A 26,377-nucleotide genomic window follows, 5' to 3' on the forward strand; every position below is an offset into this window, starting at 1 on the left:
AAAGTCCGGTTCAGGGGCTGCGGTCTATCTGCCGTGGGGCATCATAAACCCGAATCGGCGAATGAACATGCTTGCCTGATTCGAGCCAACTTTTCTCGCCTGTTCGAGCCCATGGGCCCAACTCTGCCCCGCAACAGCCGGCGCATGACCAAGAGTGGAACGATCAATGCAAGCCGTCTTCACATCATGGGAAAGCGCCAGAGATTCGTCGCGATGTGCAATGACGGCGAACCGAGGTAGCTTGTTCGAGTCGAACCGAGGGTCGTGCATTCGCGTATTTTTCATCCGACCGGGAGGAAATAACCAATGACACGCCCTACAGTCTACGCACCCATTTAATCGTCAAAACAACTTGAGGTCGTACCCGATGTCTCCGGAACCCAACGTTCGTGACGCTGAAGTGGCAGCCTTCCGAGAAGCTGTGCTGAACAAACTCGAGTTTGCCGTCGGTAAAGACCCCGACCATGCCTTCGACCATGACTGGTTCATGGCAATTGCCTTGGCGACTCGCGACAAAATGGCCGAGCGCTGGATGAACCACACGCGCTACGTCTACCGGCAGGAAAAAAAGCGCGTCTATTACCTCTCCCTCGAGTTCCTGATCGGCCGTCTGATGTTCGACAGCCTGAGCAATCTGGGCATTCTCGAAACCGCGCGCGAAGCGTTGAAGGGCCTGAACGTCGACCTGGAGCAGATTCGCTCGCTGGAGCCTGATGCTGCACTGGGCAACGGCGGCCTCGGTCGTCTGGCTGCGTGCTTCATGGAAAGTATGTCGACCCTTGGCATTGCCGGTCACGGTTATGGCATTCGTTACGAACACGGTCTCTTCCGTCAGGCCATCGTCGATGGCTGGCAGCAGGAGCAGACCGAGAACTGGCTGGACTTCGGTAACCCGTGGGAATTCGAACGTCCGGAAGTGATTTACCAGATCGGTTTCGGCGGCAGCGTGCAGCCCCAGCTTGATGCAGCCGGCGCACCTGTACTGGATGCCTCGGGCGAAACCCGCCAGGTCTGGACCGCAGGTGAAACCGTCCGCGCGATCGCGTACGACACCCCGGTTGTGGGCTGGCGCGGCAAAGCGGTCAACACGCTGCGCCTGTGGCGGGCCCGTGCGGTGGAAGATCTGCACCTGGAACGCTTCAACGCCGGCGACCACGTCGGTGCGGTGGCGGAAGTGGTGCGGGCAGAAAGTATTTCCCGCGTGCTGTATCCAAACGACAGCACCGAAGCCGGCCAGGAACTGCGCCTGCGCCAGGAATTCTTCTTCGTTTCGGCGTCGCTGCAGGATTTGCTGCGCCGCCACAAGAACATGGGCTACAGCATCAGCAGCCTGCCGGAACACGTGGCCATCCAGATGAACGACACGCACCCGTCGATCGCCGTGGCGGAGCTGATGCGCGTTCTGATCGACTTGCATGACGTGGAATGGGACGAGGCCTGGCGCATCACCGTCGGCACCTTGGCGTACACCAACCACACGCTGCTGCCGGAAGCGCTCGAAACCTGGTCCGTCGGCCTGATGGAGCGCATGTTGCCGCGCCACATGCAGATCATTTACATGATCAACGCCCAGCACATCGACAAGGTTCGCCAGGACTTCAAAGACGACCCTGGCCTGTTCGACCTGCTGCGCGCCGTGTCGCTGATCGAAGAAGACAACGGCCGTCGCGTGCGCATGGGTAACTTGGCATTCCTGGGTTCGCACAGCGTGAACGGTGTGTCGGCCCTGCACACGCAGCTGATGCGCAAGACCGTTTTCGCCCATCTGCACAAGCTGCACCCGGACCGCATCAACAACAAAACCAACGGCATCACCTTCCGCCGCTGGCTGTTCCAGTCCAATCCGCAGCTGACGTCCATGCTGGTCAACGAGCTGGGCGAGCAAGTGCTCGACAACCACGAGACCGCACTGCTGAAACTGGAGCCGCTGGCGGACGACGCACGATTCCAGCAGGAATTCGCTGCTCAGCGCCTGCAAAGCAAGCAAGCCCTGGCCTCGATCATTCAGGAACGCATGGGCATCTCGGTTAACCCCGAGGCGATGTTTGACGTGCAGGTCAAACGCATCCACGAATACAAGCGTCAGTTGCTGAACCTGTTCCACACCGTGGCGCTGTATCAGGCCATGCGTGCCGACCCGAGCACCGATTGGGTGCCGCGCGTGAAGATCTTCGGCGGCAAGGCGGCGGCCAGTTATCACTCGGCCAAGCTGATCATCAAGCTGACCAACGACATCGCACGCACGGTCAACAACGACCCGACGTTGCGCGGCCGTTTGAAAGTGGTGTTCATGCCCAACTACAACGTCAGCCTGGCGGAAAGCATCATTCCGGCGGCGGATCTGTCGGAGCAGATTTCCACGGCGGGTCTGGAAGCGTCCGGCACCAGCAACATGAAGTTCGGCCTCAACGGCGCACTGACCATCGGCACACTCGACGGCGCCAACGTGGAGATGAGCGAGCAGGTCGGCCTGGAGCACATGTTCATCTTCGGCATGACCGCGCAGGAAGTCGAAGCGCGCAAGCATGCCGGTGAGTTCAACGCGCATCAGGACATCGCCGCATCCGGGCGTTTGAATGACGTGCTGCAAGCGATTCGGGGCGGGGTGTTCTCGCCGGATGATCCGTATCGCTATGCCGGGTTGATCGATCAGTTGATCAACTACGACCGCTTCTTCGTCTGCGCTGACTTCGAGTCGTACTGGCACGCGCAGGCGAAGGTCGAAGCGCGCTGGCACGATTCGAAAGAGTGGTGGCGCTCTGCGGTGCTCAACACCGCGCGCATGGGCTGGTTCTCGTCGGACCGGACCATCCGCGAGTACGCGACCGAAATCTGGAACGCTCTGGATTAAAGGCGTGTGAGGTGATCGTTTCTCCCCGAAACGATCACCTCGCCCACACCGCTCGGCTTCAAAGCAGATGCACATCCTGTAGGAGCGAGCTTGCTCGCGAATAAGGCAGTTCAGCCGCTGATGATCTGGCGGATGTACCGACCTTTTCGTGAAGTGGTCAACTTTTTCCGGACACCTCAATCGGTGAGTGTCAGGCCGCTTGCCGCTCGTACTGATTGGGCGTCATGTTGCCCAAAGTCGAGTGCAGTCGCCCTTCGTTATAGAACCGCACGATGTAATCCGTGATGTCCTTTATGGCTTCGCCGTGGTTGGCATAATCCTTTCTCCAGGTGCGCTCCATCTTCAGGTTCAGGAAGAAGCGCTCCATCACTGCATTGTCCCAGCAATTACCTTTTCGGCTCATGCTGCAACGCATCCCGTTGCGAGTCAGCAGCGATTGATAGGCAGCTCCCGCGTACTGGCTGCCTCTGTCCGAGTGGGCAATCAGGCCTGGTTCAGGCTCCCTCTGAGCAATGGCCAGTTGCATTGCGCTGGTCACCAGCTCGGCGCGCATATGGGGTGCCATGGCCCAGCCGACGATTTTGCGTGAAAACAGGTCCATAACCGCAGCCAGATAGACCCAACCGCTTCGTGTGCGTATGTAGGTGATGTCCGCGACCCATGACTGATTGATTGCCTTGGGGTTGAACTGGCGGTTGAGCAGGTTTTCAGCAACCGGCAAATTGTGTTTACTGTCGGTTGTGTGGATAAACTTTCGCTTCCAGATCGGGCGCAGACCTTGTTGTTTCATGAGGCGACGAACCTTGAAACGACCGATGGAAACACCTTCATCGCGCAGCGCGCCCAGCAAACGCCGGCTACCGTAACAGTGTTCATTGGACTCGAATGTCGCCTTGACCATGGCCGCTGCAGTGCAGATGGGCTTGGGTTTCTGGCAACGCTGGCGAGCTTCATAGAACCCGGAACGACTGATCCGCAAAACCCGGCAGATATGAGCCACCGGGTAGGCCTTGCGATGTAATTGGTGAGCCAGTTGATGGATCACTTCAATTCGCGGGCAAAGAAGGCCGTAGCTTTTTTTAGGATGTCGTTATCCATTTTTAGCTGCCGAATCTGCTGCTCCAGCTGACGAATTCGCTGCTGCTCACTGGTCAATGGATTGCCAATACCCGGCCCGCCCAACAGCTCGGCCTTGTATTGCTCAACCCAACGCCGCACTGCCGTATCACTCAGATTCATGTCAAGACAGACCGAATTCACGCTCTGGCCCTGGTCGACGATGAGCTTGCAGACATCAAGCTTGAAGGCTGCATCGAACTTTCTGTATTTCTTGGTCATGATCGTTCCTCAATGGGTACAGTTTCCCCCATTGAGGTGTCCGGGGTCATTAGGCCAGCTCATCGTGAGCAAGCTCACTCCCACCATTCCAGCAGCGCGGCCAAGATCCTGATCTCACCTCGATCCTGTGGGGGCGAGCTTGCTCGCGAATAAGATGTTTCACTCGCTGATGATTTAGCGGATGTACCGGCCTCTTCGTGAGCAAGCTCACTCCCACCATTCCAGCAGCGCGCCAGAGATTTCCGAGTCAACCCAAACTCTGTGGGAGCGAGCTTGCTCGCGAAGACTTATTTTCACTCACCAAAAAACGCCGCCCCCCTTCACCGCCCTCTTAAACCCAGCTTTCCTCCCCGACACAAAATGTTTCCCCTTTCCTGACGCCCGATATACTTTTCGCCATCGCCGTGAATCGGCCGAAAAGGGACGTCGTCGCGTGCAATGGATTCTTCTGCTGGCCGGTCTGGTAATCGGGGCGCTTCTTGATGAGTCGCTGTTGGGCGGCGCTGTCGGTGCGGTTGTCGGCCTGGCCGCGGGCTTGAGCCTCCGGCTGACTGCGTTGTCACGCGAAACGGCCGCGCAGAAAGCCGAACTTGCCAAGACCCGGCTGGATCTCAACGCCGTCCAGCAACGCCTTAGCCAGTTGGACTCCGCCGCCGCACAATTGCCGGATGCGCCCGTGTCGGCGCCGTTGAATGTTCAGCCCATCGCAGACGACGGCCCGGAACTGCTGTGGGACCTTCCGGACCTCGAGCCCGCGGCCTCGGATGTCAGCGATTCGGAATGGCGTCGGCCTCAGCAGCCGCCAGCCCCTGCAGCCCCGAGTTATGAGCCCGCTTCTGCGCCCGCTTCCGCCCAGCCCAATCTGTTCGACAGCGCCTTGCTCCGCGCCCAGAACTGGCTGCTGGGTGGCAACACCGTGCTGCGGGTCGGCGTGGTGTTGCTGTTTCTCGGTCTGGCGTTTCTGCTGCGCTATGCCACCGAAGGCATGGTCGTTCCGATCGAGGCCCGCTATGCCGGCGTCGCTTTGGCAGCGTTGGCGCTGTTAGGTCTGGGTTGGTGGCTACGGCAACGCAATGCATCCTTCGCCCTAATGCTGCAGGGGACCGGCGTCGCGGTGCTGTACCTGACCGTATTCGCCGCCATGAAAGTCCACACCCTGCTGGCGCCGGGGATGGCGTTCAGCCTGCTGGTCGCGGTCACCGTGTTTTCGGCCATCCTTGCCGTCACGCAAAATTCCCTGGCCCTCGCCTGCGTCGCGGCGCTGGGTGGATTTGCCGCACCGCTGCTGACGTCCTCCGGCGAGGGCAGCCATGTCGCGCTGTTCAGTTATTTCGCCCTGCTCAACGCAGGCATCTTCGCCATCGCGTGGTTCAAGGCCTGGCGCCCGCTTAACCTGATCGGCTTCATCGGCACGTTCGGGATCGGTTTCGCCTGGGGCATGGACGCTTACACGCCCGAGCTGTTCTGGAGTACCGAACCGTTCCTGATTCTGTTCTTCCTGATGTACCTGGCCATCGGCCTGCTGTTCGCCCGACGCAAGCTGCGAGAACACGCCGCGGGGCCCGACGACGACAGCCGGGAAGCCACCCTGCGCTGGTCCGCGCGCCACACCCACTACGTCGATGGCAGCCTGTTGTTTGGCACGCCTATCGTCGGTTTCGGCCTGCAATACGCCCTCGTTCGACACATTGAATTCGGCGCTGCATTGAGCGCACTGGCGCTTGGCTTGCTGTACATGGGCATCGCTCGACTTCTGACCGGGCGCGCACCGGGTCGGGCATTGCTGCTGGTCGAAACGTGCCTGTCACTGGGCGTTGTGTTCGGCACCCTGGCGATTCCCCTTGGCCTGAGCGCGCAATGGACGACGGTGGCCTGGGCCGTCGAAGGCGCGGCCGTGTTCTGGCTCGGCATGCGCCAGAACCGCTTGCTGGCGCGGGGTTTCGGCTTGCTGCTGCAACTGGGCGCCGGGATCGCGTTCCTGGGCGTGATCGGTCGCTGGTATGTGCCGACGTTCAATCAGGGGGATTTCTGGACACCGCTGATCATCGCACTCGCTGGTCTGGTCAGCGCGTTCTCCGTGGAGCGCATCGGGACTTTACGTCTGTCGCCAAGCAAGCGTGTATTGCAACCTGCGTTGCTGATGTGGGGAACGCTTTGGTGGTCCGTAGCGCTGTTCATCATGACTGACTACGTAGCAGGCCCGAACGTGTTCTCGACATTGCTGGTGCTGGGCGCCGTTAGCGCTGGGCTATGGACCATGGCAGCCCTGCGCCTGAACTGGACCGGAATTGCCCAACTGTCCACGCTGCTGACGCCGATGAGCGCGGTGTTGCTCGCGCTGATGAGTTTCAGTTCCTACTACAACCCTGCTGCCGATTGGGGCTGGCTGGGCTGGATCGCGGTGTTTGCGGTTCATCTGTGGTCGCTGAATCGGCTCGACAAACTGCTGCTCCCGCGCTTGCGCAGTGCAGCCCATGTGATCGGCTGCTGGCTGATCATCGGCGTGCTTTCATTGCAGCTTCGTTATGGATTACTGGTGCTGTCGGACGCATACAACGCCTGGCGCTGGCTGGGCTGGGCGTTGCTGCCGAGCCTGTACTTGCTGGCGATGACCGCACCCCGCACGTGGCCCTGGCCTGTCAGGGCGTACCCGCGCGAGTACCGTGTCTGGGCTGCCGCGCCGCTGGCGGCATTGATGCTCGGCTGGTTCTGGCTGGCGAACGGGTTCAGCGAAGGCGCTGCCGATCCCCTGCCCTATCTTCCGCTGCTGAACCCGCTGGAACTGGGCTTGCTGATCACGCTGACCGGCATCGTCAGCTGGACTCGCCAGCACCTCCCGCAATTGGGCGTCAGCGAGGGGCGTGCTCAAAAAACGGCGCTGGTCATTGCTGGCGCATCGCTGTTCGCACTGATCACCGCCATGGTCCTGCGCACGGCGCATCACTGGGCCGGCGTGGCCTGGTACCCCGACGCGCTGTTCGAATCGATGCGTGTGCAGGCCGGGCTTTCCATCGTCTGGACGCTGATGGCCCTGGCACTGATGATCGGCGGCCACCTGCGCGCCCGCCGGGACCTGTGGATTGCCGGCGCCGCGTTGATCGGGGTCGTCGTCGCCAAACTGTTCTTCGTCGAGCTGAGCAATCGTGGCGGTCTGGAGCGAATCATTTCCTTTATCGGCGTTGGCGTTCTGTTGCTGGTGGTGGGATATTTCGCCCCCCTGCCGCCCCGGCATCCGGCCCGAGACCAGGGTTTGACCGATACGGATGTTGCGGACCGGGCATCGAAATGAAGCGCGTAAGGAGTGCTCAGTTGAGTCGTCAGTTCATCGTCAAGGCCGCCCTGCTCGCCCCGTTACTGGGCTCGCTGCTGTGCGCGGCAACGCTCAGTCAGGCCGAGGATCTGCCGGATAATTTCACCACCCACGCGCCGCTGACCGTCACCGGTGAAGGGCCTTGGTATCGGCTGGAATTGCCCCTTGGCGTGCAGTTGAACGCGCGCCAGAGCAGTCTCAACGACGTGCGGGTTTTCAATGCGGACGGCCAGGCCCAGCCCTACGCAATCACCCAAAGCCCGCCCCAGCGTGCGGCCGACGCCAGTCCGGTGTCGGTGAAGTGGTTCCCGCTGTACAACAGCGATGGCGCCAAAGACGCCGAGCCGAAAATCCGCGTCGAACGCACGCCCAGCGGCACGCTGGTGGAGGTTCAGCCCCAGGGCGAGATTGAGGCGGGCGAAGAGATTCTGCGCGGCTGGCTGCTCGACACCAGCGCGATCGACGCGCCGCTGGATCAACTGATTCTGGACTGGAGCAGCGAGCGCGACGGTTTTCAGCGGTTCAGCATCGAGGCCAGCGACGACCTCCAGCATTGGCAGCGCTGGGGCGAGGGTCAGGTGGCGAGGCTGTCATTTGCCGAGGAATTGGTTGAGCAGCGCGTCGTCAATCTGCCGGGGCGCAGCGCCCGCTATCTGCGTCTGCTGTGGAAATCGCCGCTTTCCGCGCCAACGCTGAACGCCGTGCAACTGATCAGCACGCAACCCGGCGTGCTGCCGTTGAGCTGGTCACCGGCCATCAATGGTCGCGTCGAAAAACCTGGCGTGTATGTGTGGCAATTGCCAGTGGCTCTGCCGCTGGAACGTATGCGGATCAACATTGCGCAACCCAACAGCCTCGCGCCCGCCACGCTTTATGGGCGTCGTGACAGCAACGCGCCTTGGCAGATGATCGACAACGGCCTGCTTTATCGGCTCAGCCAGAACGGTCAGGACGTTGTGCAGGACGAAATGGAGCTGCCCGGCAATGTCGTGCAGCAGCTGAAACTTGAGGTGGATGACCGTGGCGGCGGCCTGGGCAAGGACGCGCCAGCGCTGAGTTTTGCCGTACGCGCCACACAACTGGTGTTCCTCGGACGCGGCGCGCCGCCTTACAGCCTGGCGGTTGGCAATGCCACGGTGAAAAGCGCGGCGCTGCCGCTGGCGACGCTGATTCCCGGTGTCAGCCCCGAGAAGCTGGCAGCACTGGGCAGTGCGTCCATGGCCTCCACACCGGTCGCGCCAGTCGCTGCAGCTGCGCCCGTGGAGGCCAGTGGTCCTGACATGAAGCGCATCGGTTTGTGGGCCGTGCTGATACTCGGCGTGGTTTTTCTGGCCTGGATGGCGCTTGGCACACTGCGCGGGTCTCGTAGCAAATAACGCGCAAAACAACGCGCCAACTCGTGCGCCAAAGAATAGGTGTCGGGGTGATGACGCTGAATCGATCCGGGATCAAAAAAATTGCAGACGATGCAAGCCAATTCGTCACCCCGATCGCGTTACGCTTAATGTACAACCGATGCGACTGGGTACGGCGATCCCTTGTGGGACCGGCTTCAGCCGGGAAGGCGTCGCTCCTCACGCTGCAAGATTTGTGGTGTTCACACTGGCCTCTTCCCGGCTAAAGCCGGTCCCACTAGGATGTAGCCCGTGAACTGAATCACTACCTAACCGGTCTGACAGGCAGTATTAAATCTCCGCTCACGCTAGACTGTGCGCGTTTTTATCCCCCATTTCGGAGCTCTCCATGTCCCGCGTTACCTTGAGTCGTTATCTGATCGAGCAGACCCGCACCAACAATACCCCTGCCGATCTGCGCTTTCTGATTGAAGTGGTGGCGCGTGCGTGCAAGGAGATCAGCCACGCGGTATCCAAAGGCGCCCTGGGCGGCGTACTCGGCAGCATGGGCACCGAAAACGTGCAGGGTGAAGTGCAGAAGAAACTGGACGTGATGTCCAACGAGATTCTGCTCGAAGCCAACGAATGGGGCGGTCACTTGGCCGGCATGGCGTCCGAAGAAATGGACAATGCCTACCAGATCCCCGGCAAATACCCGAAAGGCGCTTACCTGCTGGTGTTCGACCCACTGGACGGCTCGTCCAACATCGACATCAACGCGCCGGTCGGCACGATCTTCTCGGTGCTGCGTTGCCCGAACGAGTACCTGAGCCAGAACGAAGCACTGAACGAGAAGGCATTTTTGCAGCCAGGCACCCAGCAAGTCGCCGCCGGTTACGCCATCTACGGCCCGCAGACCATGCTGGTGCTGACCTTGGGTGACGGCGTTAAAGGCTTCACCCTGGACCGCGAAATGGGCAGCTTCGTCCTCAGCCATGAAGACATCCAGATCCCGGAGTCCACTCAGGAATTCGCCGTCAACATGTCCAATCAGCGTCACTGGGAAGCCCCGGTCAAGCGCTATGTCGAAGAGTTGCTGGCTGGCGAAGACGGCCCGCTGAAGAAGAACTACAACATGCGCTGGGTCGCGGCGATGGTTGCTGATGTACACCGTATCCTGACCCGTGGCGGCCTGTTCATGTACCCGCGCGATTCCCGCGAGCCTTCTAAGCCGGGCAAGCTGCGCCTGATGTACGAAGCCAACCCGATGTCGTTCCTGGTTGAGCAAGCTGGCGGCGCGTCGACCGACGGCCATCAACGCATCCTCGACATCCAGCCCGAAGGCCTGCACCAGCGCGTTGCTGTGTTCCTGGGCTCGAAAGAAGAAGTCGAACGCGCAACGGCGTATCACAAGGAATAAGGTTCTGAATGGCCGCCTTTGGCGGCCATCACCCTTGTTGGCGGATTTATGTCATTTCGCAGTCTGAATTCCAGATCTCGCAACAGCCATGACCAAAGAACCGCGATAAAACGTTAATGACTGATGTGTAGCAGGCGCTTCGTCAGCTGCGAGACCATATCTCGGCGCACATCAATTATTGCGTGAATAAATACAAGCTCCTGCCTGATCTCATAAATAATGCGGTTTTTACCGGACACAACCTGGCGATATTCATTCAGGTTCAGCATCTCGATTTCTTCAGGGACGGCCCCTGCGTATGGGGCAACGGCCAGCAGCTGCATCGCTTTCTTTAGCTGCATCGAGGTATCTGACCATACTGAGTCAGAGAATCTGGCCAATACATAACTGCGGAGCTCTTTCAAATCCTGCTTTGCGGAGTTGAGAATGACGACCTTCAAACTCATTCCTTGCCAATCCTTTCTAGCTCATCAAAAACATCTTCAACGCTTTCATACTCGCCCTTCTCGATTTCCCTGCTTCCTAACGCCAATATTTTCAGCAGTGCGAAAGTTTCCATTTGCTCTTCGTAGGACTTGACGTCCATCACCACAAGCTTTGCCTCACCATTTTGGGTGATCAGCATAGGCTCCCTGCTTTCTGAGATGTTTTTTACGATTTCCGCAGTGTGACTTTTCAAATAACTGATCGGTTTGACTTGCGATGAAAATTTCATCTGTCCGACTCCCCTACCAAAAAACCGATTTTAGTCTGAATTTGGTTCATACCGTGAGGCTGTTTGTCTGGTGGAGCGGCACGCCCGATGGATAAATCTATGCCCCTCGGAACCAGTCCTCGCCTTTTCTCTTCTAAACTTGCGGCATCACGTCGGCGCTGTGCGGCTATCGCCGGGCGCTGCGTCGCTGCCTCCCCCATACGATTCAGGAGCTTCATCTCATGTCTTTGCGCACTCTCGCGGTGTTGTCGTTCTGCGTATTGCTGGCGGCCTGCAGCAAGGTCACTCAGGAAAACTACTCGAAAATCTCCGCTGGCATGTCGAAGGCGCAGGTCGAGCAGTTGCTTGGCAGCCCGACCGAATGCTCAGGCGCGCTGGGCATGTCCAGCTGCACGTGGGGCGATGCGAAGACATTCATCAGCGTCCAGTACGCCGCCGACAAGGTTGTGCTGTTTTCCGGGCAGGGCCTTAAATGAATATTCGTCAGGCATTGAAAATCGGCGCTGTGGCGCTGGCAGCAGTGTGGATCAGCGCCTGTGCGACGAAGCCTGAAACTGAATCCATGGCGCCGAAGACGGTCGATCATGTCGACCTCAAGCGCTACCAGGGCACGTGGTACGAGGTGGCGCGACTGCCGATGTTCTTTCAGCGCAACTGCGCGCAGTCCGAAGCGCACTACACGCTGAAGGATGACGGGAATATTGCCGTCACCAACCGCTGCCGTACCATTGAAGGCAAGTGGGAGGAAGCAACCGGGACAGCTTCGCCGCAAATCAAGGGCAAGACCGACAAGTTGTGGGTCGTGTTCGATAACTGGTTCTCGAACCTCTTCCCGGGTGTGGCGAAGGGCGACTACTGGGTGCTGTACGTGAGCCCCGACTACAAAGTAGCGCTGGTGGGCAGCCCGAACCGCAAGTTCCTGTGGCTGCTGTCGCGCACCCCTCAAGTGCCGGACCCAGTGCGTAACGACCTGCTGATGAAAGCGCAGCAACAGGGTTACGACACCACCAAGCTGATCTGGCGGGTGGCGGATTCGAAGGTGGGCAAGGCAAAGGACTGACCTGTTCGGTCATTCGTGAGCAAGCTCACTCTCATGAAGCATGACAGCGCCGCAGTTCTACCTGTGGACACAAAAATCGTGGGAGCGAGCTTGCTCACGAAGAGGCCCTTTGCCTCTGCATACATGTTTCAGCCCAGCAATTCCCTCAGCACCTGAGCAAACGCGCGGCTGGTCTGCGCTTCGTCGTCGTGGTGGCCGTCGCGGATCACCCAGCGGCCATTGACCATCACGTCCTTGATCTGGCGATCACTCCCGGCGAACAGCCAGCGATTGAGAATGGCATCATCGGATGCCGTCGCCAGATACGGGTCGTTGCCATCGAGCACCAGCCAGTCGGCCCGTTTACCCACCTCCAGTACGCCCACCGGCTGGCCCATTGCCTGGGCACCGCCCACCAAGGCTGCGTCGTACAACGTGCGTCCGACCATCGGTTGATCAGGCCGGTACAGACGATTACGGCGCTGGTCGCGCAGACGCTGGCCGTATTCCAGCCAGCGCAATTCTTCGACCACGCTCAGCGACACATGGCTGTCGGAACCAATGCCCCAGCGCCCGCCCTGAGCGATGTAATCCACCGCCGGGAAAATCCCGTCGCCCAGGTTCGCTTCGGTAGTTAGGCACAGTCCCGCGATCGCACGACTTTTCGCCATCAACGCCACTTCGTCCGGCTCGGCATGGGTCGCATGCACCAGGCACCAGCGCCCATCGACCTCGACGTTTTCATATAGCCACTGCAACGGCCTGCGACCGCTCCAGCTCAGGCAGTCATCGACTTCCTTCTGCTGCTCGGCGATATGAATGTGGATCGGGCATTGGGGGTCGCTGGCGGCTGTCACGTCGCTGATCTGCTGTGGGGTCACGGCGCGCAACGAGTGAAAGCAAAGCCCCAGGGCCTGAGCCGGCTGCTTACCGATGATCGGCTTCAAACGGGACTGCAAATCCAGGTAACTGTCGGTGCTGTTGATGAACCGGCGCTGCCCTTCGTTCGGGGTCAGACCGCCAAAGCCGGAGTGGCTGTAAAGCACCGGCAGCAGGGTCATGCCGATGCCAACCGAACTTGCCGCCTGACTGACCTGCAGCGCGAGTTCGGCAGGGTCGGCGTAAGGCTTGCCGGTGGTGTCCTGATGGACGTAGTGAAATTCGGCGACCGAGGTGAAGCCGCCCTTGAGCATTTCGATGTACAGCTGCCGCGCGATGACGCCAAGCTGTTGCGGACTGATCTGCCCGACGAGGCGATACATCAGGTCGCGCCAGGTCCAGAAACTGTCATTGGGATTGCCGGCCACTTCCGCAAGACCCGCCATGGCGCGCTGAAAAGCGTGGGAGTGCAGATTGGGCATGCCCGGCACGACCGGCCCGTTGAGCACCTCGGCGTCACCGCGTTTGGCATTGGGCTGAACCTGGCTCAGCAAGCCGTCGGCGCTGACCTCGAAACGTACGTTAGTGGCCCAGCCGGTGGGCAATAGCGCGCGTTCGGCAAAGAAAACGGACATGACTCGGCACCCCATGCTTGAAATTGTCTATACATATACAGACGTTTATACGGCCGGTAAACTGCGCCGCGCTTGTCGGCCCACGTGTTAATGGTTAGCGTGAACGCTGTAACCTCTCTCGCCTGAATAACGCCATAACAAGGATTTCTCTGTGCCGACTCCACCTGCCCATTTGCCGCTGGCTTCCCAGATGGGTGACAGTCCGGCGCCGCTCTACGCCAGGGTGAAGCACATGATCACCCAGCAGATTCAGAACGGCACCTGGCCGCCGCATCACCGCGTGCCGTCCGAGAGCGAACTGGTGACGCAGCTGGGCTTCAGCCGCATGACCATTAACCGCGCCCTGCGCGAGATGACCGCCGAAGGGCTGTTGGTGCGCATGCAGGGCGTCGGCACTTTCGTCGCCGAGCCCAAGACTCAATCCGCGCTGTTCGAAGTGCATAACATCGCCGATGAGATCGCTGCCCGCGGACATAACCACACTTGCCAGGTGATTATTCTGACCGAAGAAGCTGCCGGCTCCGAACGCGCGCTGGCGCTGGACATGCGTGAAGGCCAACGGGTGTTTCATTCGCTGATCGTGCATTTCGAAAACGATATTCCCGTGCAAATCGAAGACCGCTTCGTCAACGCCCTCGTCGCGCCGGATTACCTGCAGCAGGACTTCACCCAACAAACGCCCTACGCCTACCTTTCCCAGGTCGCGCCGCTGACCGAGGGCGAGCACGTGGTCGAGGCGATTCTCGCCGAGCCCGACGAATGCCGGTTGCTGCAGATCGAGAAGGGCGAGCCGTGCCTGCTTGTGCGTCGGCGCACTTGGTCCGGCCGCCAACCGGTAACCGCCGCACGCCTGATCCACCCCGGCTCACGCCACCGCCTGGAAGGACGCTTCAGCAAATGACTCAACTGACTGTTCTGCGCGCCGCTGACTACCCGCGCATGCCCTGGAAAAACGGCGGCGGCAGCACCGAAGAAATCACCCGCGACGCCGGAGAAGGCCTGGAAGGTTTCGGCTGGCGGCTGTCCATCGCCGACATCGCCGAGTCAGGTGGCTTTTCAGTGTTCGCCGGTTATCAGCGCATCATCACGGTGCTGCAAGGTGCGGGCATGACGCTGAATATCGATGGCAGAGACAGCGAGCCACTGCTGCCCTCCGATCCGTTCGCGTTCAGCGGCGACAGCGCGGTGTCATGCAGGCTGCTCGACGGTCCGATACGCGACTTCAACCTGATCTACTCGCCAGCCCGCTACCGCGCGCGTCTGCAGTGGATCGACGTGATGCAGCCGCAGCGTTTTTTCAGTTCGGCTGACGTCTTTCTGGTGTTCAGCACCGCTGAGCAGATGGCCGCCAACATCGGCGAGCATCCGCCGCAATTGCTCGAACAACATGACTGCTTACAATTGGACAATGCCCCCGGCGCGCTAGTGGAAGCGGTGCTCTACGCCCCGCGCGCCAGCCGCGTCTGCGTGATCGAGCTGTCACGCGTCTGACTCCCGCCGTCCCTGTGGTAGATTGCGTTTTTTTTTCGCCAGCACAGGGACGATCATGACGACGCTCAACGACAACAAAGAAAGCCCACGAGCCCTCGCCATCCTTGCCAGCTTCCTTGCATCGGAATCAGCAGGCGGCCTTGTACTGATGGGCGCCGCCCTCGCGGCGATCATCGTTGCCAACTCCCCCTTCGCCTCCACGTATTTCGCCGCACTGCAAAGTGTCTGGGGCGGGTTGTCGATCGAGCTGTGGATCAACGACGGGCTGATGGCGATCTTCTTTCTGATGGTCGGTCTGGAAATCAAACGCGAAGTATTGGCCGGCGGTCTCGCCAATTGGGGTCAGCGGGCGCTGCCCGGTTTTGCGGCAGCGGGCGGCATGCTGGTGCCGGCGCTGATCTATATCGGCATCAACATGGGCAACGCCGAAACTCTCAGCGGCTGGGCGATTCCTGCGGCCACCGATATCGCCTTCGCTCTCGGCGTGCTGTCGTTGCTGGGCAAGCGGGTGCCGACGTCGTTAAAGGTGTTTCTGGCCGCACTGGCGATTCTCGATGACCTGGGCGCCGTCACTATCATCGCTCTGTTCTACAGCAGCGGCCTGAACATGCCGATGCTCGGTGCCTCCTTCGCGACGCTGGCCGTGCTGGTGATCATGAACCGCATGGGCGTACAGCGATTGCTGCCGTACCTGCTGCTCGGTCTGTTGTTGTGGTTCTTCGTGCTGCAATCAGGCGTGCATGCAACGCTGGCCGGTGTAGCCCTGGCGTTGTGCATTCCGTTGGGCACGCGCAAGGAAGAGGCCCGCTCGCCGCTGCTGTTTCTTGAAGAGAAAATGCACTACTGGGTGGCGTTCGCGGTGGTGCCCATTTTCGGCTTCGCCAATGCGGGCGTGTCCCTGTCGGGCATTACTCTGGGCAATCTGGTCGACCCGGTGCCGCTGGGTGTGGCGCTGGGCCTGTTTGTCGGCAAGCAGATCGGCGTGTTTCTCGCGGCGGTACTGGCAATCCGGTCCGGTCTGGCGACACTGCCGGAAGGCAGCAACTGGACGCAGTTGTATGGCGTGGCCCTGCTCTGCGGGATCGGGTTCACCATGAGCCTGTTTATCGGCAACCTGGCTTTCACGGGCGCGGCGCATCTGATCGATGAAGTGAAAGTAGGCGTATTGCTGGGCTCAATCGCGTCGGCGCTTGCCGGGGTGTGGCTGTTGCGCAGCAAGCTGGCTCAGCGCTGATTAGCACTGAGACTCCCCTGATATACCCAGCGCTACCGATCATGTGGGAGTGAGCTTGCTCACGAAGATGGCAGTACATCCGCTACATCTCTGCGGCTGAAATGGCCTCTTCGCGAGCAAGCTCGCTCCCACAGGTCGTGTGTCAGCGCACAAGGTCCTGTTACCCCTAGCCACGCACCGCACTGGGGCGCGCGCACCGAAAAGTAACAATTTCCTTCTTGTGGCCGCTTCTGCGCCTTTCGACATCCCGACTCACTCATCTTCGGAACGACCGGGCCAGCGCGGGCCAACGGGATTTCTGCGCCTGTAAAACCAACATTGGCCCCTTGGTTGCATATGCTTGTATGTACAAGTAAGCATGAGTCAGCACGAGGCCATCGAGCCCGGTCCGGATCACAACGGCAGCACTCACGCAGAACCTTATTCCACGTTCGTCACGGACCCCGCGTCCAGGCCGGATTGATCATCGAGGATTGTTAAGTGACTACTGACCACACCCCCCCTGCTCAGCAATGGACCAAACGCCGCGATGTAGAAATCCGCGCAGCCCGTGGCACGCAACTGACCGCCAAGAGCTGGATGACCGAGGCGCCATTGCGGATGTTGATGAACAACCTCGACCCGGAAGTCGCCGAGAACCCAAACGAACTGGTGGTCTACGGCGGTATCGGTCGTGCAGCGCGTAACTGGGAATGCTACGACAAGATCGTCGAAAGCCTGACGAACCTGAATGACGACGAAACCCTGCTGGTGCAATCCGGCAAACCGGTCGGCGTGTTCAAGACTCACAGTAACGCGCCCCGCGTGCTGATCGCCAACTCCAACCTGGTGCCACACTGGGCCAGCTGGGAGCACTTCAACGAACTGGATGCAAAAGGCCTGGCGATGTACGGCCAGATGACCGCCGGCAGCTGGATCTACATCGGCAGCCAGGGCATCGTTCAAGGCACTTACGAAACCTTCGTCGAAGCCGGTCGCCAGCATTACGACGGCAATCTTAAAGGCCGCTGGGTGCTGACCGCAGGCCTGGGCGGCATGGGCGGTGCGCAGCCACTGGCTGCCGGCATGGCGGGCGCCTGCTCGCTGAACATCGAATGCCAGCAGAGCCGCATCGATTTCCGCCTGAAAACCCGCTATGTCGACGAGCAAGCCACGGACCTCGACGACGCCCTCGCCCGCATCGCCAAATACACCGCCGAAGGCAAGGCGATCTCAATCGCCTTGTGCGGCAACGCCGCCGAGATTCTTCCGGAAATGGTCCGCCGTGGCGTACGCCCGGACATGGTCACCGACCAGACCAGCGCCCACGACCCGCTCAACGGCTACCTGCCCAAAGGCTGGACATGGGAGCAGTACCGCGAGCGCGCCGCCACTGAGCCTGCCGCAGTGGTCAAGGCCGCCAAGCAGTCCATGGCCGAGCACGTCGAAGCCATGCTGGCGTTTCAGAAAATGGGCGTGCCGACGTTCGATTACGGCAACAACATCCGTCAGATGGCCAAGGAAGTCGGCGTGACCCATGCCTTCGACTTCCCCGGTTTCGTCCCCGCGTACATTCGTCCGCTGTTTTGCCGTGGCGTCGGTCCATTCCGCTGGGCCGCGCTGTCGGGCAATCCTGAAGACATCTACAAGACCGACGCCAAAGTCAAAGAGCTGATCCCGGACGACGCACACCTGCACAACTGGCTGGACATGGCCCGTGAGCGCATCAGCTTCCAGGGTCTGCCGGCACGCATCTGCTGGGTCGGCCTGGGTCAGCGCGCCAGGCTGGGCCTGGCCTTCAACGAAATGGTCCGCAGCGGCGAGCTGTCGGCGCCGGTGGTGATCGGTCGGGACCACCTGGACTCCGGCTCCGTCGCCAGCCCGAACCGCGAGACCGAATCGATGCAGGACGGCTCCGACGCCGTGTCTGACTGGCCACTGCTCAACGCCCTGCTCAACACCGCGAGCGGCGCGACCTGGGTCTCGTTGCACCACGGCGGCGGCGTCGGCATGGGCTTCTCGCAGCACTCGGGCATGGTCATCGTCTGCGACGGCACCGATGAAGCCGCCGAGCGCATCGCCCGCGTCCTGCACAACGACCCGGCCACCGGCGTGATGCGTCATGCCGATGCCGGGTATCAGATCGCGATCGACTGCGCCAAAGAGCAGGGTTTGAACCTGCCGATGATCGACTGACACTTCAGCGGCCATTGCGCCAAACCCTGTGGGAGCGAGCTTGCTCGCGAAGACTGAATCTCAGTCGCAGTTGATGCTGCGGATGTACCGGCCCCTTCGCGAGCAAGCTCGCTCCCACAGGTCCGCGCAGAAATGTGCCTGACGACTAGAGCTTCCAAAACCGTCTTGGGGATCTTCGCAATGGCTATTCCAGATGATCGTGCTGCACCTGCTTCCGTGATCGAGCGGCGTTCGATCGATTACATCCCTGATGCCGAACGACACGGTCGTCTGTTCAGCCAGTTCACCCTCTGGCTGGGCGCCAACCTGCAGATCACCGCGATTGTCACCGGGGCCTTGGCCGTGGTGCTGGGCGGCGATGTGTTCTGGTCGCTGATCGGGCTGTTCATCGGTCAGCTCATCGGCGGTGGCGTCATGGCGCTCCACGCGGCACAAGGACCGAAGCTCGGCCTGCCGCAGATGATTTCCAGCCGGGTGCAGTTTGGCGTTTACGGCGCGGTAATTCCGCTGGTGCTGGTGTGCCTGATGTACATCGGCTTTTCCGCCAGCGGCTCGCTGCTCGCCGGCCAGGCAGTGGCGCAGCTGATCAACGTGCCGGACTGGCAGGGCGTGGTGATCTTCGCAGCGGCCATCGTGGTACTGACCATTCTCGGCTACCGGGTCATCCACATGATCGGCCGGGTCGCCAGCCTCATCGGCGTGATCGCCTTCGTTTACCTGTTCGCTGCGCTGCTGGCAGGCAACGACGTCGGCGCCCTGCTGGGCAACAAGCATTTCTCGCTGAGCAGCTTCCTGCTGGCGATCTCGTTGTCGGCGTCCTGGCAGATTGCCTTTGGCCCTTATGTCGCGGACTACTCCCGCTACCTGCCGCGCAGCACATCCGCCGGCAAAACGTTCTGGGCGGTGGGCCTGGGTTCGGTGATCGGCGCGCAGGCGTCTATGGTCTTCGGCGTGTTCGCCGCGGCACTGGCCGGCAAGAACTTTGCCCATCATGAGGTCTCGTTCATTGTCGGCCTCGGCGGGACCGGCGCGGTGGCGGCAGCGCTGTATTTCAGCATCGCGTTCGGCAAGGTGACCATCACCACGCTCAACGCCTACGGCAGCTTCATGTCCATTGCCACCATCGTCAGCGGCTTTCGCGGCAACAGGCACATCTCCAGCGCGCTGCGGCTGACTTACATCTTCGCCATGGTCGGCATCGCCACGGCCCTGGCGCTGCTGGGCAAGGACTCGTTCCTCAAGGACTTCTCGGCGTTCATCCTGTTTCTCCTGGCGTTCTTCACGCCGTGGAGCGCGATCAATCTGGTGGATTTCTACTGCATCACCAAAGAGCGCTACGACATCCCGGCGCTGTCGGACCCGAACGGTCGCTATGGCCGCTGGAACGGGATGGGCATCGGGATATACGTATTGGGCGTGCTGATTCAAATGCCGTTCATCTCCACGCATTTCTACACCGGCCCACTGGTGGCGAGCCTCGATGACACTGACATCTCATGGATCATCGGTCTCATCGTGCCGGCTGTGCTGTACTACGTGGCGGCGAAGACGTGGCCGGGCAACGTGGCCGATCGTTTGATCCTGCCAACGGAGCGAAACGCGTCTACTGCAAGCGGCACCGTTGCTCCTGCGCACGTCGAGGTGAACTGACCGTTCGTCATGCACGTCTGTTGCAGGGGGCATGCTGGAGAGAGAAGCGGGAAGAGGCCGACAAGTGCCTCTCCCCTTGGCTGGAAGCCGTCTGTTTTCGCTACTGCCGTCATCCACTACAAGACCGGAGCGTCACTCAATGAACACGAAAAAGGCCCTGCTATCCACGTTGCTCACCGCGGGCGTGCTCGCCAGTGGCGCCAGTCAGGCTGCCGGATGGTGCGAGTCCGGCAAGCCGGTGAAATTCGCCGGTCTGAACTGGGAAAGCGCAATGCTGCTGACCGACGTGCTGCAAGTTGTGCTGAACAAGGGCTATGGCTGCGAAACGGACAGCCTGCCGGGCAACTCCATCACCATGGAAAACGCCCTGGGCACCAATGACATTCAGGTGTTTGCTGAAGAGTGGGTAGGCCGCAGCGAAGTGTGGAACAAGGCTGAAGCCGCCGGCAAAGTGGTGGGTGTCGGCTCGCCGGTGAAGGGCGCGGTGGAAGGCTGGTACGTGCCGCGTTACGTGATCGAAGGCGACGCCAAGCGCAAGCTGGAAGCCAAGGCACCGGACCTGAAGTCCATCGCCGATCTGGGCAAATACTCAGCACTGTTCAAGGACGCCGAAGAACCGGAGAAAGGCCGTTTCTATAACTGCCCGGCCGGCTGGACCTGCGAGCTGGAAAACAGCGAGATGCTGAAAAGCTATGGCCTGGAAAGCAAATACACCAACTTCCGCCCAGGCACCGGCCCGGCGCTGGATGCGGCGATTCTGTCCAGCTACAAGCGTGGCGAGCCGATCCTGGCCTACTACTGGTCGCCGACCCCGCTGATGGGCCAGGTGGACATGGTGCGTCTGGAAGAAAAAGCCGGCGTGAACAAGACCATCGAGATCAAGGTCGGCCTGTCCAAGGCGTTCCACGAGCAGGCGCCTGAACTGGTGGCGGTGATGGAAAAGGTCAATATCCCGATCGACCTGCTCAACCAGAACCTGGCGCGCATGACCAAGGAGCGCATCGAGTCGCCGAAGCTGGCGAAGATCTTCCTCAAGGAACACCCGGAAGTGTGGCATCAGTGGGTGAGCGAGGATGCGGCGAAGAAGGTGGACGCTTCGCTGTAAGACCTTGATCCGGGTGCCGTGGGATTTGGCGGCATCCGAACCTGTAGGCCTTCGCTTGCTCGCGAATGCGGTTAATCAGGCGTCGAGATGCGGTGAATGTAAGCACTTCGCGAGCAAGCTCGCTCCCACAGATTCGCCGCCAACCACCGACACCAGGCATTACCTGCACCCCGTATTTGAATGAGATAACGATATGTTCCCCGAAAGCTTCACGTTCTCCATCGCCGACTGGGTCAATGACTGGGTCGACAAGCTGGTCACCAACTACGGCGACGTGTTCCGGCACATCTCCGACACGCTGCTGTGGGCCATCGTCAAACTCGAAGGCCTGCTGCGCGTTGCGCCGTGGTGGCTGTTGCTGGCCATCGTCGGCCTGATCGCCTGGCACGCGACCCGCAAGATCACCACTACGGTGGTCATCGTCGGCCTGCTGTTTCTGGTCGGTGCCGTGGGCCTATGGGACAAGCTGATGCAGACCCTGGCGCTGATGCTGGTCGCCACGCTGATCTCGGTGATCATCGGCATACCGCTCGGCATTCTGTCGGCGCGCAGCAATCGCCTGCGTTCGGTGTTGATGCCGCTGCTGGACATCATGCAGACCATGCCCAGCTTCGTGTACCTGATTCCGGTGCTGATGCTGTTTGGTCTGGGCAAAGTCCCGGCGATTTTCGCCACCGTCATCTACGCCGCGCCGCCGCTGATTCGTTTGACCGACCTGGGCATTCGTCAGGTCGACGGCGAGGTCATGGAAGCGATCAACGCCTTCGGCGCCAACCGCTGGCAGCAACTGTTCGGCGTGCAACTGCCGCTGGCCCTGCCGAGCATCATGGCCGGGATCAACCAGACCACGATGATGGCGCTGTCCATGGTGGTGATCGCCTCGATGATCGGTGCCCGCGGTCTGGGCGAAGACGTGCTGGTCGGCATTCAGACCCTCAACGTCGGACGCGGCCTGGAAGCGGGCCTGGCCATTGTCATTCTGGCGGTCGTGATCGACCGCATTACGCAGGCCTACGGCCGTCCACGGCATGAGGCGAATAAATGAGCGTCGAGATAATTAATCCAGCGAACTCGGGCGGCCCAGACAGTGCGGTGAGCCCGGACGGCAAAATCGTCGTCAAGAACGTGTACAAAATCTTCGGCAACCGCGCCAAGGATGCACTGGCGATGGTCCAGCAGAATCAGAGCAAGGATCAGGTTCTGGCGCAGACCGGCTGCGTGGTCGGCGTGAACGACCTGTCGCTGTCCATCTCCAGCGGCGAGATTTTCGTGATCATGGGCCTGTCCGGCTCCGGCAAATCGACCCTGGTGCGCCACTTCAATCGTCTGATCGACCCCACCAGCGGCGAGATTCTGGTCGATGGCGAGAACATCCTGACCTACGACATGGAAGCGCTGCGCAACTTCCGTCGGCACAAGATCAGCATGGTGTTCCAGAGCTTCGGCCTGCTGCCGCACAAGACCGTGATCGACAATGTCGCCTACGGGCTGACCATTCGCGGCGAGAGCAAAACGCAATGCGCCGAGCGCGCGCAGCACTGGATCACCACGGTGGGGCTGAAGGGCTACGAGAAAAAGTACCCGCATCAGCTTTCCGGCGGCATGCGCCAGCGCGTCGGTCTGGCCCGGGCATTGGCGGCTGACACTGACATCATCCTGATGGATGAAGCGTTCAGCGCACTCGATCCGCTGATTCGCGCGGAGATGCAGGACCAGTTACTGGAGCTGCAATCGAGCCTGAAGAAAACCATCGTGTTCATCACGCACGACCTCGACGAAGCCGTGCGCATCGGCAACCGCATTGCGATTCTCAAGGACGGTCGGCTGATTCAGGTTGGCACGCCGAAGGAAATCCTCTACTCGCCCGCCGACGATTACGTTGATCGTTTCGTGCAGCGGCGCGTGGCGACTCTCTAAGGACGCTGTGGTCATGTCGCGAGCAGAACAGATCATCATCGGCGAAGGCCCGCTCAGCTGGCGGGATGTGACCGCGGTTGCCCGTCATGGCGCGACGCTTTCGTTGTCGGAAGCCGCCTGGGCGCGGATCGACAACGCCCAGGCGATTGTGCAGCGCATCGTTGCCAGCGGCGAACGCGCCTATGGCGTGAACACCGGCCTCGGCGCCTTGTGCAATGTGTCGCTGGCGGGCGAGCAACTGGGCCGACTGTCGCGCAATACCCTGCTCAGCCATGCTTGCGGCGTTGGCCCGGCGTTACCGGACGAGCAGACCCGCGCGATCACCTGCGCCGCGATCATCAACTACAGCCAGGGCAAGTCCGGGATTCATCGTCAGGTGGTCGAGGCCTTGCTCGCCCTGCTCAATCGACGCATCACCCCACAAGTGCCGTCCCAGGGTTCGGTGGGTTATCTCACCCACATGGCGCACATCGGCGTCGCGCTGCTCGGCGTGGGCCAGGTCAGTTACCGCGGGCAGGTGATGTCGGCGTTGCAGGCGCTCAGCGAAGAAGGCCTGTCGCCGGTGGAGCTGGGCGCTAAAGACGGGTTGTGTCTGGTCAACGGCACGCCGTGCATGACCGGCCTCAGTTGTCTGGCCGTTGCCGACGTGAATCGCCTGATGCAGTGGGCTGACGTGATCAGCGCCATGACCTTCGAGGGCCTGCGCGGCCAGCTCGACGCTTTCGACGAAGCCATCATCGCGCTCAAGCCACACCCCGGCATGCAGCAGGTCGGCAAAAACCTGCGCGGCCTGCTCGCAGGCAGTGAAGTGCTCGCCAACAGTCAGGGTATCCGCACCCAGGACGCTTTGAGCATCCGCTCGATCCCGCAGGTCCACGGCGCCACCCGCGACCAGTTGGCCCACGCCACAAGGCAGATCGAGATCGAGCTCAACTCCGCCACAGACAACCCGCTGCTGCTGGGCACTCCCGACGCGTATCGCGTGGTTTCCCAAGCCAACCCCCACGGCCAGTCCGTGGCGATGGCCGCTGACTTGCTGGCGATCGCCATGGCCGAACTGGGCTCGATTGCCGAGCGACGGCTGGACCGGTTGATCAACCCGACGGTCAGCGGGCTTCCGGCGTTTCTGGTCAGCCAGCCTGGGGTCAATTCCGGGATGATGATCACCCAATACGTCGCCGCCTCGCTGTGCGCGGAAAACCGCCAGCTGGCACAACCGGCGGTCATTGATAACTACGTGACGTCCGGCCTGCAGGAGGATCATCTGAGCATGGGCACCAGCGCCGCCTTGAAGCTGCACAAGGTGCTGGAGAACGTAACGCAAATTCTCGCGATCGAGTATTTACTGGCCGCCCAGGCGTTCGAGTTTTTCAAGGGCCCGCGCTTTGGCGTCGGCACCGAAGCGGCGTGGCGTCTGCTGCGCGAGCGCGTGCCGGCCTATGACGAAGACCGCTGGCTGGCCCCGGACATCGCCAGCAGCGTGACCCTGCTGAAGAACGAAGAATCATTGGAAACCGTATTCCAGCGCTGCCGCGATTACGCGGCGCAGGCTCACCCCGACACCGACAACAACGGTCGCAGCGCAAGCGCCCCCCGCGCAGGACAGGCAGGAGCCGGTTCAGCGCAGACGACCGATATTCATTCAGGAGTAGCAGCATCGTGACCGACACCCAACAGGCGACCCCGCTGAATCTGATCCCCGGCCAATTGAGCCTCGCCCAGTTGCGCGCGATTTATCAGCGGCCGGTTACGCTGACCCTCGACGCCAGCGCCAATCGGCAGATCGAAGACAGCGTGGCCTGCGTCGAGCAGATCCTCGCGGAGAACCGCACCGCCTACGGCATCAACACCGGTTTCGGCCTGCTGGCGTCGACGCGCATCGCCAGCGCCGACCTCGAGAACCTGCAGCGTTCGCTGGTGCTGTCTCACGCTGCGGGCGTTGGCGGGCCGATCAGCGATGAGCTGGTGCGCCTGATCATGGTGCTCAAGGTCAACAGCCTGAGCCGCGGTTTTTCAGGGATTCGTCGTCAGGTCATCGACGCGCTGATCGCGCTGATTAACGCCGAGGTTTACCCGCACATCCCGCTCAAGGGTTCGGTCGGCGCATCCGGAGACCTCGCGCCATTGGCGCACATGTCGCTGGTGCTGCTGGGCGAAGGCAAGGCGCGCCACAAGGGCGAATGGCTGAATGCCGTGGAAGCACTGGCGATTGCCGGGCTCACGCCGCTGACGCTGGCGGCCAAAGAGGGCTTGGCGCTGCTCAACGGTACGCAAGTGTCGACGGCCTACGCGCTGCGCGGCCTGTTCGAAGCCGAAGACCTGTTCGCCGGCGCCCTGAGCTGCGGCGCGCTGACTGTTGAGGCGGTGCTTGGCTCCCGCGCGCCGTTCGACGCGCGCATTCATGCGGCACGGGGTCAGCGCGGCCAGATCGACTCGGCTGCCGCCTATCGCGATCTGCTCGGCGACGGCAGTCAGGTCTCCGACTCTCACCGCGACTGCGACAAGGTTCAGGACCCCTACTCCCTGCGCTGCCAGCCCCAAGTCATGGGCGCTTGCCTGACCCAACTGCGCCAGGCCGCCGAAGTGCTGGCGATCGAATCCAACGCGGTGTCGGACAACCCGCTGGTGTTCGCGGCCGAAGGCGAAGTGATTTCCGGCGGCAACTTCCACGCCGAACCGGTCGCCATGGCGGCCGACAACATCGCCTTGGCCATCGCCGAAATCGGCTCGCTGAGCGAGCGTCGCATCTCGCTGATGATGGACAAGCACATGTCGCAACTGCCGCCGTTCCTGGTGGCCAACGGCGGCGTGAATTCCGGCTTCATGATTGCCCAGGTGACGGCCGCGGCGCTGGCCAGTGAAAACAAGGCGCTGTCCCACCCGCACAGCGTCGACAGCCTGCCAACCTCCGCCAACCAGGAAGACCACGTGTCGATGGCGCCGGCCGCCGGCAAGCGTCTGTGGGAAATGGCGGAGAACACTCGCGGCGTGCTGGCTGTAGAATGGCTGGCTGCGTGTCAGGGTCTGGACTTGCGCAACGGTCTGAAGACCTCCGAAAAACTGGAAATCGCCCGCACCACGCTGCGCGGCAAAGTCCCGTTCTACGAGAAAGACCGCTTCTTCGCCCCTGATATCGAGGCCGCCATCGAGCTGCTGGCTTCCAACTGCCTGAGCGACCTGGTTTCTGCTGACCTGCTGCCGAGCTTCTGATCGGGACAGGCCAGGATGGCCTGTCGTTGAAATGAGTGGGGGGGGGATTACCCCCTGCAACCGCTCATTTCGCA

The 26,377-nt window shown here is 61.1% G+C and carries 20 protein-coding genes; 16 read left to right on the forward strand and 4 right to left on the reverse strand.

The features are described 5' to 3' along the window. Nucleotides 1–367: 367 nt before the first annotated feature. Nucleotides 368–2,851, forward strand: coding sequence for a glycogen/starch/alpha-glucan phosphorylase (locus AC3ISG_RS22945; RefSeq protein ID WP_122533956.1), 2,484 nt, complete (start codon nucleotides 368–370; stop codon nucleotides 2,849–2,851). Nucleotides 2,852–3,041: 190 nt separating this feature from the next. Here the strand turns inward: AC3ISG_RS22945 and AC3ISG_RS22950 are convergent. After that, nucleotides 3,042–4,189 (reverse strand): IS3 family transposase gene (locus AC3ISG_RS22950; protein WP_272635426.1). Its coding sequence is split into 2 segments (ribosomal slippage): nucleotides 3,042–3,934 and nucleotides 3,934–4,189, totalling 1,149 coding nucleotides; the frame shifts between segments, so codons are not numbered across the junction. A 433-nt stretch (nucleotides 4,190–4,622) separates the two neighbouring features. Between AC3ISG_RS22950 and AC3ISG_RS22955 the strand changes: the two genes are divergently transcribed. The 3 genes from AC3ISG_RS22955 (at nucleotide 4,623) to AC3ISG_RS22965 (ending at nucleotide 10,253) form a co-directional block, all read left to right on the forward strand. After that, complete coding sequence (locus AC3ISG_RS22955) at nucleotides 4,623–7,478, forward strand: DUF2339 domain-containing protein (protein ID WP_489298037.1); 2,856 nt, start codon at nucleotides 4,623–4,625, stop codon at nucleotides 7,476–7,478. Then, entirely contained in the window at nucleotides 7,475–8,875 is a 1,401-nt protein-coding gene (locus AC3ISG_RS22960) for a DUF3999 domain-containing protein (RefSeq protein ID WP_489298038.1), read from the forward strand. The genes AC3ISG_RS22955 and AC3ISG_RS22960 overlap by 4 nt, the downstream gene beginning before the upstream one ends. A 367-nt stretch (nucleotides 8,876–9,242) precedes the next feature. Next, a complete protein-coding gene (locus AC3ISG_RS22965) occupies nucleotides 9,243–10,253 on the forward strand; it encodes a class 1 fructose-bisphosphatase (protein ID WP_037016107.1) in 1,011 nt (336 codons plus the stop codon). Between the two features lie 113 nt (nucleotides 10,254–10,366). Here the strand turns inward: AC3ISG_RS22965 and AC3ISG_RS22970 are convergent, their stop codons facing one another. Continuing rightward, nucleotides 10,367–10,699, reverse strand: a complete 333-nt coding sequence (locus AC3ISG_RS22970; RefSeq protein ID WP_122533959.1) for a type II toxin-antitoxin system RelE/ParE family toxin — start codon at nucleotides 10,697–10,699, stop codon at nucleotides 10,367–10,369. Further along, nucleotides 10,696–10,968, reverse strand: a complete 273-nt coding sequence (locus tag AC3ISG_RS22975; RefSeq protein WP_065986686.1) for a type II toxin-antitoxin system Phd/YefM family antitoxin — start codon at nucleotides 10,966–10,968, stop codon at nucleotides 10,696–10,698. Before AC3ISG_RS22975 ends, AC3ISG_RS22970 begins: the two co-directional genes overlap by 4 nt. Before the next feature lie 221 nt (nucleotides 10,969–11,189). On the opposite strand from AC3ISG_RS22975, the gene bamE reads away from it, so the two are divergent. Together bamE and AC3ISG_RS22985 are read left to right on the forward strand one after the other, a co-directional pair. Then, nucleotides 11,190–11,444, forward strand: a complete 255-nt coding sequence (bamE, locus tag AC3ISG_RS22980) for an outer membrane protein assembly factor BamE domain-containing protein (RefSeq protein WP_122533960.1) — start codon at nucleotides 11,190–11,192, stop codon at nucleotides 11,442–11,444. Nucleotides 11,445–11,530: 86 nt separating this feature from the next. After that, on the forward strand, nucleotides 11,531–12,028 hold the full coding sequence (locus AC3ISG_RS22985; protein ID WP_489299579.1) for a lipocalin family protein: 498 nt from the start codon (nucleotides 11,531–11,533) through the stop codon (nucleotides 12,026–12,028). A gap of 128 nt (nucleotides 12,029–12,156) precedes the next feature. Here the strand turns inward: AC3ISG_RS22985 and AC3ISG_RS22990 are convergent, their stop codons facing one another. Continuing rightward, nucleotides 12,157–13,521 carry a formimidoylglutamate deiminase gene (locus AC3ISG_RS22990; protein WP_489298039.1) on the reverse strand — a complete coding sequence of 455 codons (1,365 nt, stop codon included), beginning with the start codon at nucleotides 13,519–13,521 and terminating at the stop codon, nucleotides 12,157–12,159. 190 nt (nucleotides 13,522–13,711) lie between these two features. Between AC3ISG_RS22990 and hutC the strand changes: the two genes are divergently transcribed. From hutC to hutH (AC3ISG_RS23040), 10 genes are all read left to right on the forward strand, one after another. Then, entirely contained in the window at nucleotides 13,712–14,422 is a 711-nt protein-coding gene (gene hutC / locus AC3ISG_RS22995; RefSeq protein ID WP_163023033.1) for a histidine utilization transcriptional repressor HutC, read from the forward strand. After that, nucleotides 14,419–15,012 (forward strand): HutD family protein, encoded by a 594-nt coding sequence (locus tag AC3ISG_RS23000; RefSeq protein WP_122625523.1) that lies wholly within the window; start codon nucleotides 14,419–14,421, stop codon nucleotides 15,010–15,012. Before hutC ends, AC3ISG_RS23000 begins: the two co-directional genes overlap by 4 nt. A 55-nt stretch (nucleotides 15,013–15,067) precedes the next feature. After that, entirely contained in the window at nucleotides 15,068–16,246 is a 1,179-nt protein-coding gene (gene nhaA, locus AC3ISG_RS23005; RefSeq protein WP_489298040.1) for a Na+/H+ antiporter NhaA, read from the forward strand. A gap of 480 nt (nucleotides 16,247–16,726) precedes the next feature. After that, the gene (gene hutU, locus AC3ISG_RS23010; protein ID WP_489298041.1) at nucleotides 16,727–18,421 is read left to right on the forward strand and encodes a urocanate hydratase; all 1,695 of its coding nucleotides are present in this window, start codon (nucleotides 16,727–16,729) and stop codon (nucleotides 18,419–18,421) included. A 180-nt stretch (nucleotides 18,422–18,601) separates the two neighbouring features. After that, on the forward strand, nucleotides 18,602–20,071 hold the full coding sequence (locus AC3ISG_RS23015) for a purine-cytosine permease family protein (protein WP_489298042.1): 1,470 nt from the start codon (nucleotides 18,602–18,604) through the stop codon (nucleotides 20,069–20,071). A 139-nt stretch (nucleotides 20,072–20,210) separates the two neighbouring features. After that, on the forward strand, nucleotides 20,211–21,176 hold the full coding sequence (locus AC3ISG_RS23020; RefSeq protein WP_122533969.1) for an ABC transporter substrate-binding protein: 966 nt from the start codon (nucleotides 20,211–20,213) through the stop codon (nucleotides 21,174–21,176). 193 nt (nucleotides 21,177–21,369) lie between these two features. Beyond that, complete coding sequence (locus tag AC3ISG_RS23025) at nucleotides 21,370–22,221, forward strand: ABC transporter permease (protein WP_074890829.1); 852 nt, start codon at nucleotides 21,370–21,372, stop codon at nucleotides 22,219–22,221. Then, complete coding sequence (locus tag AC3ISG_RS23030; protein WP_489298043.1) at nucleotides 22,218–23,093, forward strand: quaternary amine ABC transporter ATP-binding protein; 876 nt, start codon at nucleotides 22,218–22,220, stop codon at nucleotides 23,091–23,093. Before AC3ISG_RS23025 ends, AC3ISG_RS23030 begins: the two co-directional genes overlap by 4 nt. A 13-nt stretch (nucleotides 23,094–23,106) precedes the next feature. Further along, complete coding sequence (gene hutH / locus AC3ISG_RS23035; RefSeq protein WP_122625520.1) at nucleotides 23,107–24,756, forward strand: histidine ammonia-lyase; 1,650 nt, start codon at nucleotides 23,107–23,109, stop codon at nucleotides 24,754–24,756. Beyond that, complete coding sequence (gene hutH, locus AC3ISG_RS23040; protein WP_489298044.1) at nucleotides 24,753–26,303, forward strand: histidine ammonia-lyase; 1,551 nt, start codon at nucleotides 24,753–24,755, stop codon at nucleotides 26,301–26,303. The genes hutH (AC3ISG_RS23035) and hutH (AC3ISG_RS23040) overlap by 4 nt, the downstream gene beginning before the upstream one ends. The last annotated feature ends 74 nt before the right edge of the window (nucleotides 26,304–26,377 follow it).

It is taken from the genome of Pseudomonas sp. GL_135 (assembly GCF_057834665.1).